The organism is Curtobacterium sp. ABR8, from assembly GCF_057812125.1.
On record NZ_CM173818.1, the window covers coordinates 1123705 to 1140418 of the forward strand.

13 protein-coding genes are annotated in these 16714 nt (G+C 68.9%); 6 read left to right on the forward strand and 7 right to left on the reverse strand.

Features of this window, described 5'->3' with window-relative positions; translation table 11 throughout:
* Nucleotides 1-47 precede the first annotated feature (47 nt).
* Nucleotides 48-2036, reverse strand: a complete 1989-nt coding sequence (locus ACXKZB_RS05525) for a S9 family peptidase (protein WP_488825089.1) — start codon at nt 2034-2036, stop codon at nt 48-50.
* Nucleotides 2037-2341: 305 nt separating this feature from the next.
* Between ACXKZB_RS05525 and ACXKZB_RS05530 the strand changes: the two genes are divergently transcribed.
* From ACXKZB_RS05530 to ACXKZB_RS05550, 5 genes are all read left to right on the forward strand, one after another.
* A complete protein-coding gene (locus tag ACXKZB_RS05530; protein WP_123313321.1) occupies nt 2342-3967 on the forward strand; it encodes a peptide ABC transporter substrate-binding protein in 1626 nt (541 codons plus the stop codon).
* Between the two features lie 228 nt (nt 3968-4195).
* Nucleotides 4196-5125 (forward strand): ABC transporter permease, encoded by a 930-nt coding sequence (locus ACXKZB_RS05535; protein WP_123313322.1) that lies wholly within the window; start codon nt 4196-4198, stop codon nt 5123-5125.
* Entirely contained in the window at nt 5115-6065 is a 951-nt protein-coding gene (locus ACXKZB_RS05540) for an ABC transporter permease (RefSeq protein ID WP_111084969.1), read from the forward strand. Before ACXKZB_RS05535 ends, ACXKZB_RS05540 begins: the two co-directional genes overlap by 11 nt.
* Nucleotides 6062-7804 (forward strand): dipeptide ABC transporter ATP-binding protein, encoded by a 1743-nt coding sequence (locus ACXKZB_RS05545; protein ID WP_488825090.1) that lies wholly within the window; start codon nt 6062-6064, stop codon nt 7802-7804. Before ACXKZB_RS05540 ends, ACXKZB_RS05545 begins: the two co-directional genes overlap by 4 nt.
* Before the next feature lie 65 nt (nt 7805-7869).
* Nucleotides 7870-8376 carry a PH domain-containing protein gene (locus ACXKZB_RS05550; RefSeq protein WP_488825091.1) on the forward strand — a complete coding sequence of 169 codons (507 nt, stop codon included), beginning with the start codon at nt 7870-7872 and terminating at the stop codon, nt 8374-8376.
* Nucleotides 8377-8480: 104 nt separating this feature from the next.
* Here the strand turns inward: ACXKZB_RS05550 and ACXKZB_RS05555 are convergent, their stop codons facing one another.
* The 3 genes from ACXKZB_RS05555 to ACXKZB_RS05565 are packed head-to-tail and all read right to left on the reverse strand — an operon-like array spanning nt 8481 to nt 12567.
* On the reverse strand, nt 8481-10652 hold the full coding sequence (locus ACXKZB_RS05555; protein WP_488825092.1) for a dipeptide ABC transporter ATP-binding protein: 2172 nt from the start codon (nt 10650-10652) through the stop codon (nt 8481-8483).
* Nucleotides 10645-11583, reverse strand: a complete 939-nt coding sequence (locus tag ACXKZB_RS05560) for an ABC transporter permease (protein ID WP_488825093.1) — start codon at nt 11581-11583, stop codon at nt 10645-10647. The genes ACXKZB_RS05555 and ACXKZB_RS05560 overlap by 8 nt, the downstream gene beginning before the upstream one ends.
* Before the next feature lie 3 nt (nt 11584-11586).
* On the reverse strand, nt 11587-12567 hold the full coding sequence (locus ACXKZB_RS05565; protein WP_111084974.1) for an ABC transporter permease: 981 nt from the start codon (nt 12565-12567) through the stop codon (nt 11587-11589).
* A gap of 256 nt (nt 12568-12823) precedes the next feature.
* On the opposite strand from ACXKZB_RS05565, the gene ACXKZB_RS05570 reads away from it, so the two are divergent.
* Complete coding sequence (locus tag ACXKZB_RS05570) at nt 12824-14542, forward strand: ABC transporter family substrate-binding protein (protein WP_488825094.1); 1719 nt, start codon at nt 12824-12826, stop codon at nt 14540-14542.
* Between the two features lie 91 nt (nt 14543-14633).
* Here ACXKZB_RS05570 and ACXKZB_RS05575 read toward each other — a convergent pair whose 3' ends face one another.
* The 3 genes from ACXKZB_RS05575 to ACXKZB_RS05585 all read right to left on the reverse strand — a co-directional run bounded on the left by ACXKZB_RS05575 (nt 14634) and on the right by ACXKZB_RS05585 (nt 16652).
* Nucleotides 14634-15185: a hypothetical protein gene (locus tag ACXKZB_RS05575; RefSeq protein ID WP_488825095.1), complete on the reverse strand. Its 552-nt coding sequence runs from the start codon at nt 15183-15185 to the stop codon at nt 14634-14636.
* A gap of 216 nt (nt 15186-15401) precedes the next feature.
* Entirely contained in the window at nt 15402-15881 is a 480-nt protein-coding gene (locus ACXKZB_RS05580) for a peroxiredoxin (RefSeq protein WP_123294109.1), read from the reverse strand.
* A 21-nt stretch (nt 15882-15902) separates the two neighbouring features.
* A complete protein-coding gene (locus ACXKZB_RS05585; RefSeq protein ID WP_488825097.1) occupies nt 15903-16652 on the reverse strand; it encodes a CPBP family intramembrane glutamic endopeptidase in 750 nt (249 codons plus the stop codon).
* Nucleotides 16653-16714 lie beyond the last annotated feature (62 nt).

The following is a 16714-nucleotide window of genomic DNA, read 5'->3' on the forward strand; positions in this document are numbered from 1 at the left end:
GGCCCGTGGCGGATCCGCCACGGGCCTCCCGTCATCCCTCGGTCAGGTCACGCGACCGGCGTGACGGGCAGGTGCTCCGCCCACCACGCGAGGACATGCTCGAACCGCTGCACGCGGTGCCACGGCGAGCCGGAGCGGGAGAGCTCGTGGCCCTCGCCCGGGAACACGAGGAACGACGCGTCGACCCCGGCGCGCCGGAGCGCGACGAACTGGCGCTGCCCCTGCTCGATGGGGCAGCGCCAGTCCGCTTCCGAGTGCGCGACCATGAACGGGATCGTGACCTGCGCGGCGTACGTCAGCGGGCTCCGGCGACGCTGCTCCTCGGGGTCGGCGCCGACGTAGGCGTCGGCGAAGTACCAGCCGATGTCGGAACTGCCCGCGAACGAGTCCCACGCGTTCACGGCGCGTTCGCTCCACGCGGCGACGAACCGGTCACCGTGGTGGGCGGCGACCCAGCTCGTCATGAACCCGCCGTACGAGCCGCCCATGATGCCGACGCGGGCCGCGTCGAGGTCGGGGCGCTCGAGCGCTGCGTCGAGCAGGGCGAGCACGTCGTCGACGTCGACGGTGCCCATCGCACCGATGACCGCGCGGCCGTGGTCGAGGCCGTGGCCGGCAGACCCGCGCGGGTTGCCGAGGACGACGGCGTACCCGGCACTGGCGTACACCTGCGCCTCGTCGAAGAAGGCCCAGGTGTCCTGGCCGAACGGTCCGCCGTGCACCACCCGGAGGACGGGGTGCGGGCCGTCGCCCTCGGGCAGGACGACCCAGCCGTGCACCGGGGTGCCGTCGGCAGCGGTGCCCGTGAGCTCCTCGATGCGGCGGACACCGGGGACGGACGCCTCCGTCCGGAGCGGAGCCGCGTAGTCGGTGAGGACCGTCGGCAACGCATCGTCGGATGCCGTGAGGTCGACCACGTGCACCTCGCCGGGCGAGTCCGTCGTGGCCGCCGTGGCGACCAGGACGTCCCCGTCGACGTCGAAGCCCGAGACGACCAGACGGCCCCCGAGGACGACGCCGAGCTCGTCGAGCTGGAGCGGCGCCGTCGTTCCGGCGGGGACACGACGCACGGTGACGGTCCCGCGGTCGAGCACCGCGACGAGGACGTCTCCGCGGTGGAGCACCGGCGTGCCGGTGACGTCGACCGTCTCGCGGGCGGTGAGCCGGATCGGTTCGGAGCCGTGCGCCGCGACCCAGAGGCCCTCGGGCTCGGCGACCAGGCGTCCGTCGAGGTGCGACGCCCCGACGTAGTACACGGTGCCGTCCGGGGCCGTCGCGATCGCGCTGACGGAGCCCTCGGTCCGGACCGCGAGCGTCATCGTGCCGTCGGACGCGTCGACGCGGTACAGGTCGTCGTCGTGGTTCTCTCGTGCACCGAGGTCACGCGGGGCCACGACGAGGAGGGCGCCGCCGTCGGGGTACCAGGCCGGAGCGGAGACCGAGCACGGCGCACTCGTCAGCGGGGCGTCCACCGGCGCCGCGGCGGGGTCGGTGACGTCGACGACCACGATCTGCTGCAGCTTGTCGAGCAGGTACCCGGTGCCGTCGACGTGGAAGTCGAGCCGGGAGACGAGCCGCGGCGCCTCGGCGTCCGGGGCCGGACGACGGTCGGCCCCGGGGACCGTCGAGCCGTAACGGCCCGGTTCGGGGAAGCGTGCGGTGACCGCGACGCGCGTCGAGTCGGGCGACCAGACCGGGTCGCCGGCGCCGAGCGGCAGGGCGGTGACGACGCGGGCCTCGCCGCCGTGCACCGGCGCCACGGCGAGCTGCGGGTGCGCGACCCCGCGGTCGTCCTCGACCGACCGGAGGAACGCGAGCGCCCGCCCGTCGGGCGACAGGACCGGTGACGAGTCGCGGTCGCCGGAGGTCCAGCGGACCGCGCCCGCAGCGGTCACGCGCTCGATGGTGCTGCGGGAGGCGTCCTGCTCGAGGTCCGGACGGGAGACCGCGACGAAGGCCGCTCCGGCGTTCCCGGGATCACCGCTCACGGAGGGGGAGGAGGGGACGTGGAGATGGGGGATGTCGTTCGCGAGCACGTGTTCACGGTACGGCTGGTGGACGGTGGATGCCCGGGTCCTGAGGGGGACTCGGCACAGGTGTTCCTTGCACAGAACTGTGTCGCAGTGCAACGAATTTCATGCAGATGCAACAAAAGCGCGAGGGCGTTCAGCGAGCGCGCGAATCTTGCATCCTCTCGCAAGGATCGTGCAAGTTGGTTACCGGCTTGTAACCGTTCGCTCCAGGGTTTGGAGGCTGCTGTCCACCTTGCCTACAGTGCAGATGTCAAACGCGCCCGGGCGACACCGCTGTGCCCTGCGCGTCCCATGCACCAGGAGGAACCTTGATCAAGAAGCGCGCCGGGCTTTCCGCCCTCGCCGTGCTCGGGGCCACAGCACTCGCCCTGACCGCCTGCTCCAGCAACAGCTCCGACGGGGGTGGCTCGGGCTCGGCGAACGCGTCCGGGATCGTCACCACCAACGGCAGCGAACCCCAGAACCCGCTGATCCCGTCGAACACCACCGAGACCGGTGGCGGCAAGATCATCGACTCGCTCTTCGAAGGCCTCGTCTCGTACGACGCCGACGGCAAGCCGGTCAACGAGGTCGCCAAGAGCATCGACACCGATGACTCGAAGACGTTCGACATCACGCTGAACACCAACTACACCTTCACGAACGGCGAGAAGGTCACGGCCGAGTCGTTCACCAAGGCGTGGAACTGGGCAGCCCAGAAGTCGAACGCCCAGGGCGCCAGCTACTTCTTCGAGAACATCGAGGGCTACAACGCCGACAAGGACTCGGAGCTCACGGGCCTCAAGGTCGTCGACGACGACGAGTTCACCGTCACGCTCAAGTCGGCCCAGTCGGACTTCCCGCTGTCGCTCGGCTACTCGGCCTTCGTGCCGCTGCCGTCCTCGTTCTACGACGACACCAAGGCGTTCGGTGAGAACCCGATCGGCAACGGTCCGTACAAGCTCGACGGCAAGAAGGCCTGGACGCACAACCAGTCCATCAAGCTCGTCACCAACAAGGACTACGAGGGCAAGCGCAAGCCGAAGAACGGTGGTCTGACGATCACGTTCTACGCCTCGCAGGACACCGCGTACTCCGACGCGCAGGGCGGCAACCTCGACGTCCTCGACGCCGTGCCGGACAGCGCCTTCAAGACCTACAAGTCCGACTTCCCGGACTCGAACGTCAACCAGCCGGCCGCCATCTTCCAGGCGATCTACCTGCCGTACTACCTCGACCACTGGAAGGGCGAGGAAGGCACGCTGCGTCGTGAGGCCGTCTCGATGGCCATCAACCGCAAGCAGATCACCGACAAGATCTTCGACGGCACGCGCACCCCGGCGAAGGACTTCACGTCGCCGGTCATCGCGGGCTGGAACGACGACCTCGACGGCTCCGACGTCCTGGACTACAACGAGTCCGAGGCCAAGAAGCTCTGGGCCGAGGCCGACAAGATCTCGAAGTACGACGACACCCTCACCATCACGTACAACGCCGACGGTGGGCACGAGGCGTGGGTGACCGCGGTCACGAACTCGATCTCGAACACGCTCGGCATCAAGGCCGAGGGCAACGCGATCCCGACGTTCCAGGAAGCCCTGGACCTCCAGACGAACGACAAGCTCACGGGCGGCAGCCGCACCGGTTGGCAGGCCGACTACCCGTCGCTGTACAACTTCCTCGGCCCGACCATGGGTGAGGGCTCGTCGAACAACTACTCGCGGTACGACTCCAAGGAGTACAACGAGCTGCTCGCCGAGGGCCGTTCGGCCGCCACGGTCGAAGAGGGCAACAAGGCCTTCGACCAGGCCCAGGAGCTCCTGTTCAAGGACCTCCCGGAGATCCCGCTCTGGTACTCGAACGTCACCGGCGTCTGGAACGCGGACAACGTGTCCAACGTGAAGTTCGGTTGGAACTCGGTGCCGCTGTACTACGACATCGAGGTCAAGAACTGATCTAGGTCTCCCAGAGACCAAAGCGCGAGCAGGTATCCTGCCTCGCGACCACCGGACGGGGGTTCGGGGACCGCACAGGTCCCCGAACCCCCGTACCTCGGCGGCAACACCTTCCCCCACCACATCGGGCGCCGCCGCCCGAACCGGACATCCGTGCCGACCCTCGGAACGTCCACCCCTCACCACAATGAACCTGATCGACATCGCTCCGGACCGGGCAGGGATCTGATGCTCTGGTACCTCGGCAAGCGCCTCCTGCAACTCATCCCCGTGTTCTTCGGGGCCACGTTCCTCATCTACTTCATGGTGTTCTCGCTGCCCGGCGACCCCATCGCAGCGCTGTTCGGCGACCGCCAGCCGTCGCCGCAGGTCATCGAGACCCTGCGCCAGCAGTACAACCTGGACAAGCCGTTCATCGTCCAGTACCTGCTCTGGATCGGCGGCGTGTTCCGCGGCGACCTCGGCGTGACCTACTCGGGCCTGCCGGTCAGCCAGCAGCTCGCCTCGGCGTTCCCGATCACCGCGCGCCTGGCGATCCTCGCGCTCGTCTTCGAGGCCGTCGCCGGCATCGTCGTCGGCGTCATCGCGGGTCTGCGCAAGGGCAAGCTGTTCGACGCCACCGCGCTCGTCGTGTCGCTCCTGCTCATCTCGGTGCCGACCTTCGTCGTCGGGTTCGTGCTGCAGTACGTGTTCGGCATCAAGCTCGGGTTGTTCCGGGTCACGGTGTCCGGACAGGCGCCGTGGGACGAGCTCGTCCTGCCGGCGATCGTGCTCGCGTCGGTGTCCTTCGCCTACATCGTGCGGCTCACCCGCGCGAGCGTGGCCGAGAACACCACGGCGGACTTCGTGCGCACGGCGACCGCGAAGGGCCTGCCCCGTCGTCGTGTCGTCGGCGTGCACATCTTCCGGAACTCGCTCATCCCCGTGGTGACCTACCTGGGTGTCGACATCGGCAACCTGATGGTCGGCGCGATCGTGACCGAGGGCATCTTCAACATCAACGGTGTCGGCGGCACGGTGTTCCGCGCCGTCAAGCTCGGCGAGGGCCCGACGGTGGTCTCCTTCGTCGCCGTGATGGTCATCATCTTCATGCTCGCCAACCTCCTGGTGGACCTGCTCTACGCCGTCCTGGACCCGAGGATCCGCTATGCCAAGTAACGCCGCACCGCGCTCGGCGACGCACTTCGTCGCCCCGCTCGAGGAAACGCCCCTGCAGGCGATCGACCAGGTCAACGAGGACGAGAAGACCCGTTCCCTCTGGACCGACGCCTGGGAGTCCATGCGGACCCGCCCGACGTTCTGGATCTCCTCGATCCTGATCCTGCTGATCATCGTCGTCGCGGTCTTCCCGGGCCTCTTCGCCCATGTCGACCCGCGTGCGTCGAACCTCGACAACAGCGACGGCGGACCCGAGGCCGGGCACATCCTCGGCTTCACGCGTCAGGGCTCCGACGTCTACGCCCGCGTGATCTGGGGCGCCCAGAACTCGCTCATCGTCGGCATCGTCGCGACGGTCCTGGTGTCGCTCGTCGGCATCGTGATCGGCGCGTTGGCCGGCTTCTACGGCGGCTGGCTCGACACGATCGTGTCCCGCATCGGTGACATCTTCTTCTCGATCCCCACCGTCCTCGGTGCGATCGTGATCATGTCGGTCATCCCCGCGCGGAACGCGATCACCGTCGCGCTCGTGCTCGCGGCGTTCGCATGGCCGCAGATCGCCCGCATCATGCGTGGTGCCGTGCTGAGCGCCAAGCAGGCCGACTACGTCATGGCGTCGGCGGCCCTCGGCGTCAGCCGGTTCAAGACGCTCGTGCGCCACGTCATCCCGAACTCGCTGGCCCCGGTCATCGTGGTCGCGACCGTGTCGCTCGGCACGTTCATCGTGGCGGAGGCGACCCTGTCGTTCCTCGGCATCGGACTGCCGCCGTCGGCCCTCAGCTGGGGTCTCGACATCGGAACGGCGCAGACGTCGATCCGCACCAACCCGTCGACGATCTTCTGGCCGTCGGCAGCGCTGTCCATCACCGTGCTCGCGTTCCTGCTCCTCGGTGACGTGGTGCGCGACGCGCTCGACCCGAAGGCGAGGGCCCGCCGATGAGCGAGACGCTGACCAACCCCACCGGCCGACGCACCAACGCCGGCGGTGCCCCGCTGCTCGAGATCCGCGACCTGCAGGTCGGGTTCAAGACGCAGTCCGGTCTCGTGCAGGCCGTGCGGAGCGTGGACCTCACCCTCGAGCAGGGCGAGCGCCTCGCCATCGTCGGCGAGTCGGGCTCCGGCAAGTCGACGAGCGCCCAGGCGATCATCAAGCTGCTGCCCGGCACCGGCCAGGTCACCGGCGGATCGATCAAGTTCAACGGGCGTGAGCTCGTCGGGCTGAGCGACAAGGAGATGTCCGAGATCCGCGGGAAGGAGATCGGCTACGTCCCGCAGGACCCGATGTCGAACCTCAACCCGCTGTGGTCGATCGGCTTCCAGGTCGAGGAGGCGATCCGTGCGAACGGCATGGCCACCGGCAAGAAGGCCGTCCGCGACCGTGCGATCGAGGTCCTGAAGGAGGCGGGCCTCGGCGACGCCTCGAACCGTCTCAAGCAGTACCCGCACGAGTTCTCCGGCGGCATGCGGCAGCGCGTGCTCATCGGCATCGGTCTGTCGAGCCGCCCGCAGCTGCTCATCGCCGACGAGCCGACGAGTGCGCTCGACGTCACCGTCCAGCGGGTCATCCTCGACCACCTCGAGAGCCTGACCCGCGACTTCGGCACCTCGGTGCTGTTCATCACGCACGACCTCGGCCTCGCCGCCGAGCGGGCCGAGAAGCTCGTCGTGATGTACAAGGGCCAGGTCGTCGAGGCCGGTCCCTCGAAGGAGATCCTGGCGAACCCGCAGCACCCGTACACGCAGCGCCTCGTCGCCGCGGCGCCCTCGCTCGCGAGCCGCCGCATCCAGTCGAAGGTGCAGCACGAGCGGGTCGAGATCGCCGACGCCGGCAGCGACGACGCCGAGCTCATCGCCCGGGCGCAGGAGCGCGAGCACCGTCCCGCCGAGGACCTCATCGTGGTGAAGAACCTCGAGAAGGTCTACAAGCTGCGTGGCAAGAGCCTCGCCACCCGCGAGCTCAAGGCCGTCGACGACGTGTCCTTCGCGATCCCGAAGGGCACCACCACGGCGCTCGTCGGCGAGTCCGGTTCGGGCAAGTCGACCGTCGCCAAGCTGGTGCTGCAGCTCGAGAGCATCACGAGCGGCACCGTGCAGTTCGACGGCATCGACATCGGCGCGCTGAAGGGCAAGGACCTCTTCGACTTCCGCCGCCGCGTGCAGCCGGTGTTCCAGGACCCGTACGGCTCCCTGGACCCGATGTACAACGTCGGGAACACGATCGCCGAGCCGCTCGCCACGCACAAGGTGGGCGACAAGGCATCGCGTCGGGCCCGCGTGCTCGAGCTGCTCGACCAGGTCGCGCTGCCGAAGTCGATGGTCAACCGCTACCCGAACGAGCTCTCCGGTGGGCAGCGGCAGCGCATCGCCGTCGCCCGCGCGCTCGCGCTCAAGCCGGAGGTCATCGTCCTCGACGAGGCCGTGTCCGCGCTCGACGTGCTCGTGCAGGGGCAGATCCTCGACCTGCTGACGGAGCTGCAGACCGAACTGGGCCTGACGTACCTGTTCATCACGCACGACCTCGCGGTCGTCCGCCTGGTCGCGGACAACGTGTGCGTCATGCGCCAGGGCAAGATCGTCGAGAAGGCGACGACCGACGAGGTCTTCGCCGCCCCGAGGGAGCAGTACACGAAGGACCTCCTGGCCGCCATCCCCGGCGCCGGGTTCGAGTTCGGACGCTGATCCTGCTGGACACCACGAACGAGGCCGGTCGTCCCGTCGTCCTCCGCGCTGGTCGCGGAGGCGCCGTGGCGGCCGGCCTCGTCGCCGTCCTGGGCCTCTTCCTGCTGGTCGACGCGGCGGTACGCGGCAGCTGGATCGTCGTGCTCGACGCCGTCGGTCCGATCGCCGTGCTGGTCTGGGTCCTGTGGGTGCTCACCTACCGACCGTGCATCCGCATAGACGACACGGCCGTCACCGTCGTCAACCCGCTCCGCCGCACGGTGGTGCCGTGGCACGCGGTCGCCGACGTCACGCTCCGCTGGCAGATCGTCATCGAGACGGTCGCCGGCCGTCGCCTGCAGTGCTGGGGCGGCCCGTCGCTGCCCCGGCCGAAGCCGGCCCGGCGCGGTGAGCGTGCGGTGCTGCGCCAGCCGGACGAGATGGTCGTGCTGCTCGACCGCTGGGCGGAGCGGCGTGACGTCGCCACGGGCGGCGACGTCGTGCGTGGCTGGGACCGCCCCGCCGTGGTCGTCGGGGCGGTCGCCCTGGCGCTCCTCGTGGTCTCGCTGCTCAGCCTGTGGCTGGGAGCCTGACGCGGCTCGCGATCGCGACCACAGACGGACGGGAGGCCCGGCGCACGACGTGCGCCGGGCCTCCCGTCCGTCTGCTGGTCACGTCCACCACGTGACCAGCGTCCTCAGACGACCGCGCCGACCCGCTCGGTGAGCAGGTGCTCCTGGTCGGTCTGGATGCAGGCGACGCCGCGGCCGCGCACGTCCTGCAGGCGCGGGTCCACCGTGCGGCACTGCTCCTGCCGGCCCTCGTCGAGGAGCTGGTAGAGCGGGCAGCGGGTGCGGAACCTGCAGCCGTCGATGCGCTCGGTGGGGGAGGGCAGGTCGCCGTCGAGCAGGATCCGACCGCGGGCGGCCTCGGCGGACGGGTCCGGCACCGGCACGGCCGACAGCAGGGCCCGCGTGTACGGGTGCTGCGGGTCGGAGAACACCTCGTCGCCGTCGCCGTACTCGACGATGCGCCCGAGGTACATGACCGCGACGTCGTCGGCGATGTGCCGGACGACGGACAGGTCGTGCGCGACGAACAGGTACGACAGGCCGAGGCGGTGCTTCAGGTCCTCGAGCAGGTTGATGACACCCGCCTGCACCGAGACGTCGAGCGCGGACACCGGCTCGTCGAGCACCAGGATCTTCGGCTCGACGATGAGCGCGCGGGCGATGCCGATGCGCTGCCGTTGGCCACCGGAGAACTCGTGCGGGTACCGGTCGATGTAGCTCGGCTCGAGCCCGACGAGTTCGAGGACCTCGCGGACCCGTCGCCGGATCTCGTCCTTCGCGACGCCGTGCACCGTCAGCGGCTCACCGATCACCGAACCGATGTCGAGCCGGGGGTCGATCGACGCCATCGGGTCCTGGAACACGACCTGGATGTCGCGGCGGATCGCCAGACGGTCCTTCTTCGACAGCGACGCCGTGTCGACGCCGTTCACCCGGATGGTGCCCTGCTGGGCGCCGGCGAGCTCGAGGATCTCCATGATCGTGGTGGTCTTGCCGCAGCCGGACTCGCCGACCAGGCCGAGCACCTGCCCGCGCTTGAGCGTCAACGAGATGCCGTCGACCGCGTGCACCTCGCCGATCTGCCGGCGGAAGAGCGCGCCCTTGGTGAGCGGGAACGTCTTGACGACGTCGGTGAGCTCGAGGACGACGTCGTCGCCGTGGTCGATCGTCGCCTCGGGGACGTCCTCGGGCCGGGGGAAGATCTCCGACCGTTCGAGGGTGCCGGCGGCGATCTCGTCGCGACGGATGCACGCGGCGGTGTGGTCGACGAGCACGGCGGGTGCGGAGACCGCTGCGCCGGTGGCGATGTCGGCGACCGTGTCACCGCCGGCGTTCGTGATGGCGCCGGCACCGGCCTGCGTGATGGTCGGGGCGATGAGCGCCGGTTCGCCGTCGCGGCAGGCGTCGATCACGGCGGGGCAGCGGTCGGCGAACGGGCAGCCGGTCGGCTTCTGCGTGAGCAGGGGCGGGCGGCCCTCGAGCGGGACGAGCCGTTCGGTGCGGGCCGCGGTCATGTTCGGCATCGACCGGAGGAGCCCGATCGTGTACGGCATGACCGGCTCGCGGAAGAGCGGCTCGACCGGTGCCGTCTCGACGATGCGGCCCGCGTACATGACGGCGACGCGGTCGGCGTTGCCGGCGACGACCCCGAGGTCGTGCGTGATGAGCACGACGGCCGCGCCGGTCATGTCCTTCGCCGTCTGCAGCACGTCGAGGATCTGCGCCTGGATGGTGACGTCGAGCGCGGTGGTCGGCTCGTCGGCGATGATCAGCTTCGGGTCGTTCGCGATGGCGATGGCGATCATGGCGCGCTGGCGCATGCCGCCGGAGAACTCGTGCGGGAACGCGTCGAGGCGTCGTGCGGGGTTCGGGATGCCGACGACGCGCAGGAGCTCCTCGGCGCGGGTGCGGGCGGCGTGCTGGGTGAGGGAGCGGTCGTGCAGTCGCAGCCCCTCGATGATCTGCTGGCCGATCGTGTACACGGGCGTCAGGGCGGACAGCGGGTCCTGGAACACCATCGCGATGTCGCGGCCGCGCAGGCGGGACATCTCACGGTCGTTCTTGCCGAGGAGTTCCTGACCGTCGAAGCGGATGCTGCCCTCGACGTGGGCCGATGACGGGAGCAGGCCCATCACGGCCATCGAGGACACCGACTTGCCCGAGCCCGACTCGCCGACGATCCCGAGGAACTCGCCGGGGGCCACCGTGTAGTCGACCCCGCGGACGGCGTGGACGGGCTTGGTCTTCGGGTTGAACGTGACCGACAGGTCGGACACGGTCAGCAGCGGCTCAGTCACGGTTGGCTCCGGAGGTGGGGTCGATGGCGTCGCGCAGGGCGTCGCCGAGCAGGCTGGTCGAGAGCACGGTCGCGACGAGGGTCGCGGCGGGCAGGACGAACAGCCACGGGCGGGTGACGGCGGACTGGCTGCCCGCGGCGAGCAGTGTGCCGAGCGAGACGTCGGGGATCTGGATGCCGAAGCCGAAGAAGCTCAGCGAGCTCTCCGCCAGGATCGCGGCCCCGACGCCGAGCGTCGCGTCGATGATGAGCAGGGACGCCACGTTCGGCAGGATGTGCCGTCGGATGATCGTGAACGCCGGCACGCCCATGAACCGGGCGGCCTTGACGTAGTCGCGTTCGCGCAGGGACATCGTCTGGCCGCGGATGACCCGGGCCATGACCATCCAGCTGAACACCGCGAGTCCCACGATGAGCGCCACCCACGTCAGGTTCTTGAAGACCGGGCTGAGGAGGACGAGCGCGTAGAACGACGGGATCACGAGCAGCAGGTCGATGACCCACACGAGTACGCGGTCCACGGTGCCGCCGAAGTAGCCGGCGATCGCACCGACGATGCCGGCGATCAGCGTGGCGGCCGGACCGGCGATGAGGCCGATGAGCAGCGACTTCTGCAGGCCGACGAGCGTCTGCGCGTAGATGTCCTGGCCGATGTCGTTCGTGCCGAACCAGTGCGCGGCGCTCGGCGGCATGCCGAACGCCAGACCGTCGGAGTCGACGGCGTTCCAGTGGTACAGGTGCGGGCCGATGAAGGCCCACAGCAGGATGAGCAGCAGCGCGCCCCCGCCGATGCGGGCGCGCCAGGTGCCGAACACCTTGCGCCAGAGCGGCGTGCGGCCGCCCTTGACCTCGATGACGTGTGCCGGGACACCGGCGTTGCCGTCACCGGGGTCACCGGCGGTGGTCGTGGTTGTCGGGTCGAGAACAGACACGGGTCACACCCTCACTCGCGGGTCGAGCGCGGCGTAGAGCAGGTCCGCGAGGGTTCCTGCGATGAGCACGAGGATCGCCGTGAAGAGGATCGTGCCCGATGCCGCGTTGATGTCGTTGTTGGTGATGCCCTGGACGAAGTACTCGCCCATGCCGTGCCAGCTGAAGACCAGCTCGGTGATGCTCGCGCCCGTCAGGATCAGCCCGAACGAGTACGCGAAGAACGTCGACATCGGGATGAGGGCGACGCGGACGCCGTGGCGCATGATGGCCGATCCGCGCGTCCGGCCCTTCGAGCGCGCGGTGCGGATGAAGTCGTTCGACAGCACGTCGAGCATCGCGGATCGCTGGTACCGCGAGTACGTGGCGACGGCGCCGATGGTCAGCGAGATCGTGGGTAACAGCAGGTGGATCAGCCGGTCGCCGAGCACCGGGAAGAACCCGTTCACGCCCGGCGTGTACTCACCCGTGAACCGGATCACCTGGGTGCCGAGGCCCTGGTTCATCGCGGTCGCCAGGATCATCAGGACGACGGCGATGACGAAGGTCGGGGTGGCGAGCACCGCGAACGACAGGTACGTCGAGACCTGGTCCGACGTGCGGTACTGGCGGACGGCGTTCCACACGCCGAGCAGCACCCCGAGGATCGCGCCGAGCAGCGTGCCGATGACCAGCAAACGCAGGCTCGTCCCGGAGCGGGCGACGATGTCGGCCGTGACCTCGGTGCCGCGCGTGCTCATGCCGAGCGACCCGTGCGTGACGAGGTTCGACCACCAGGTCCACGTCCGGACGATCAGCGGGGTGTCCGGATCCGCGCCGAGCTTCCGCAGGGACGCGTCGATCGTGCCCTGCGGTACGGCCGGGTTGCGGCCCAGGAACCGGGCAGCCGGGTTCAGCGTGGTGCTGGCGAGGATGTAACCGAGGGTCGTCGCCACGATCGTCAGGACGATGTAGTTGACGATCCGCTTTGCGATGAAGGCAAGCATGTACTGGGACCTCGTGGGGTGCGGCCATCCGTCCGGACGGCGTTGTCGGTGGCGACAGGTTAGCCGTTCGCGGCGGGCGGGTGGGACATCGGAAGTGACGCTATGCAACATTCGTTACGAGCATGTTTCGATTCCCCACATCAACCCTTGTGGTGCCTTCGGATGTGACTAGGGTTCTCAACCAACAGGCGTGGCGGCGGGGGTCGTCGCGTTCCAGCGCGAAGAGCGCGAACCACAACGAAAGGGAATCCTCGCCATGCGAAAGAGGATCAAGGGCATCGCCGTGCTGGCCACCGCTGCGGCTGCGGCCGTCGTGCTGGCCGGCTGCTCCGGCGGTGGACAGGCGGGCAACAGCAGCTCCGCAGTCGCCGAGTCGTCGCTGAAGTCGACCGGCTGGACCGTCGCGGACCGCGCGGACGTCAAGGACGGCGGGTCGATCACCCTGCCGATCGACACCGCACCGGCGAACTTCCAGATCAACAACCTCGACTCCGGGACCGTCGACGACCAGACGATCTCCGGGACCTACCTGCCGAGCTTCATCCAGTTCAAGGAGAACGGTGAGTGGGAGGCGAACAAGGACTTCGCGACCTCGGTCGAGCTGACCAAGGACTCGCCCCAGACCGTCGAGATCAGGATCAACCCGAAGGCCGTGTGGTCCGACGGCACCCCGATCAGCGCGAAGGACGTCATCGCCAACTGGAAGGCGCTGAACGGCACGAACAAGGCCTTCGCGCCCCTCGCCACCAACGTGTGGGAGGACGTCGACTCGGTCAAGCAGGGCTCGGACGAGCGCGACGTCATCATGACGTTCTCGAAGACGAACGCCGACTGGGCGAGCGTCCTCGGCACCATCTACCCGTACTGGGCGGTCGACACCCCCGAGCACTTCAACACCGCCTGGGCCAAGGGTCCGTACGCCGCTGACGGCAAGACCTACGTCTCCGGTGGCCCGTACATCGTGAAGTCCTTCGACGCCAACGGCGGCGTGCTCACCTTCGAGAAGAACCCGAAGTGGTGGGGCGACGAGGGCAAGCTCGACACCATCGTCTTCAAGACGGTCTCGCGTGACGGTGTCGCCCAGGCATACGGCAACAAGGAACTCGACGCGTTCAACCTGAACGGCAGCGCCGACAACCTCAAGACGGCGAACTCGCGCTCGGACTCGAAGATCGAGCGCTCGCTCGGCACCACGCAGCGGCAGATCACGCTGAACGGCACGTCGGACGTCTTCAAGGACCAGGACGTGCGCCAGGCGTTCGCGCAGGCCATCAACCGCAAGGTCCTCGCCCAGGCGATCCTGTCGCCGGTGAAGAGCCCGGGTGACGTGCTCAACAACCTGACGTACCTGCCCGGTCAGGACGGCTACCAGGACGACGTGACGAGCGTCTACGGCTACAGCACCGACAAGGCGAAGTCGAAGCTCGAGGACGCCGGCTGGAAGGTCGGTTCGGACGGCTACGCGACCAAGGGCGGCAAGGAACTCGACGTCCGCTTCGTGATCCCGTCGGACAACCCGAACTCGGCGAACGTCGCGCAGCTCGTGCAGCAGCAGACGAAGCTCGCCGGCTTCAAGGTCACGATCGACACCGTGCCCTCGGACGACTTCTTCACGAAGTACATCACCACCGACGGCCGTGACTTCGACGCCACGTACTTCGCGTGGCAGGGCACGCCGTTCCCGATCTCGTCGCTCAAGTCGATCTACTACCCCGCCGACGCCGGCCAGAACTACACCGGTGTGACGGACGACTCGCTCGGCGCGGCATGGGACAAGGCGAACGCCGAGCTCGACCCCGATGCCCGCATCAAGGACGCGCAGGCGATCGACAAGAAGATCGTCGCCGTCGCCGGCACCATCCCGCTGTTCGCCGAGCCGTACGCCTGGGGTGTCCGCAAGGACCTCGTGAACTACGGTCCCGCGCAGTTCCAGCAGTACTCGGTCAAGTGGCAGGACGTGGGCTACACCAAGTAGTCCCGCGGTCGCACGACCCGCAACGACACCCCCGACGTCGCACGACGTCGGGGGTGTCGTTCTGCGTCGGCGGGGGAGTGGACGTCGGGATCTACAGCCGGGCCGCCGCGAGCGACGCCGCGATCCCGAGCACGACGAACGCCAGGATCGTCCAACCGTGCACCCGGTGGGTGATCGGCGCCGCGACGACGGTCGCCGGAGGCGGGCCGTCCTGCGGTGCCGGTGCGGGCACGAGGGCCAGCACCAGCGCGGCCGCAGCGTCGACGTCGAGGTGATCCGGGCCTCCCGGTCGGCCCTGGACCTGCGCGGTGAGCCGCGCGGTCGGGCGGGTCGCGATCCACACGCGGCGGACGCCCTCGCTCGAGACGACCTCGATGCCGTACTTGGTGCGCACCTCGGTGACGCGCGACCACGTGTAGGTGCTGGTGCGGCGGACGTCCACGATCCGCAGGTGCTCGGGCGTCAGCTCGATGCGCGGACGCCAGAGCGCGGCCCAGGCCACGAACGCGATGCAGATGCTCGGGATCGGCACGAGCCAGGGGTTGCTGCCACCGAGCAGCGCCAGGGGGACGAGCGCCACCGCGACGACCCAGAGGACGAGGGCGAGGCGGCGAAGACCCGGGGCGACGATGGTGGTGTGCACCGGACGAGGTTACGAGATGCCTCCCCGGGAACGCCCGGGGAGCGGGTGTGACACACCAGCGCGTATCTCCGGACGACCCGATTCCCCGGGGAGGCGGATCCTGTTCGGACCTCTCGTGCCGACAATGGTCGTCGCCCCCAGTTCGGGTGTCAATACCCCATGGCGACGGATTCGGGAAACCCCCACGCCGGGAACGGCGTCAGCCGCGGGATCCGGTCACGAGACGAGCAGTTCGATCTGTTCGCGGATCGTCTCGGCCTTCGGGAACCGGAGGCCGACCAGGCCGACGTGCCGCCAGCGCACGACCCCGTCCGGGCCGATCACGAACACCGACCGGCGCAGTCCGATCCCCGGCGCACGCACGCCGTAGTCGCGGATCACCGAGCCGGCGGTGTCGCTCAGCAGGGGGAACGTGAGCGAGGAACCGCGCGCGAACGTCTCGTGCGAGTCGAGCGCCTGCGGGCTGATGCCCCACACCACGGCGCCGAGGTCGTCGAACTCGTCGAGCTCGGCCTGGTAGCTGCAGAGCTGTGCGGTGCACACGGCCGTCGCGTCGCCGGGGTAGAAGGCGAGCACCACGGTCCGGCCGATCTCCGACGACAGGTCGTACTCGTCGTCGGTCCGTACCCCGTCGCGGACGATCATGCCCGGCAGGGTGAACGTCGGCGCGGACTCGCCGACCTCGGGGATGCTCATGTGCTCACGGTAGGGGTGCGTCTAGGAGAACAGCTGGGGGAACGCGTTCGCGACCCAGGGGTAGCCGATGAACACTGCGGCGTCGAGCAGGCAGTGCGTGACGATCAGGGGCATCAGTCGGCCCCACTTCGTGTAGATCCAGCCGAACACGATGCCCATCACGGCGTTGCCGACGAACGCGCCGAAGCCCTGGTACAGGTGGTAGCTGCCGCGCAGCAGTGCCGTCGACAGGATCACCTGCCAACGGCCCCACCCGAGTTCACCGAGCCGGGCGTAGAGGTACCCGATCACGATCACCTCTTCCTGCAGGCCGGAGCGGATCGCCGACAGCAGCAGGACCGGCACCGTCCACCAGTAGGAGTTCAGGGCGGCCGGGTCGACGTCCACCGTGATGCCGAGGGCGCGCCCGGCGAAGTAGAGGGCGAGCCCCGGGATCCCGATGCAGAGTGCGATGAGCGCCGGGCCGCCCAGGTCGGGCTTCACGCGGAAGCGGTCGATGCCGAGCCGAGCCAGGTGCGGGCGCGAGGTGCTCCACAGCAGGAAGCAGACGAGCGCGACCGGCGCCAGGTCCACCGCGATGCCGAGCAACTGCCGGGCCAGGTCGACGTACTGCACCGTCGTCGTCGACGTGTTGAGCGCCGTCGACTGCTCACCGAGCGGGGTCGTCTGCGACAGGTCGTCGATGATCTGCAGGATCGAGTACAGCGCGCTCGCACCCAGCGACAGGAGCAACACGATCGTGATCTCGGCCCACGTTCGCCGTCGGCTCATGCGGAGTACTCCTGTCGGTTGCGAACTACCGGTAGACTGGCGTGTCGGGCGTTCTGCCCACG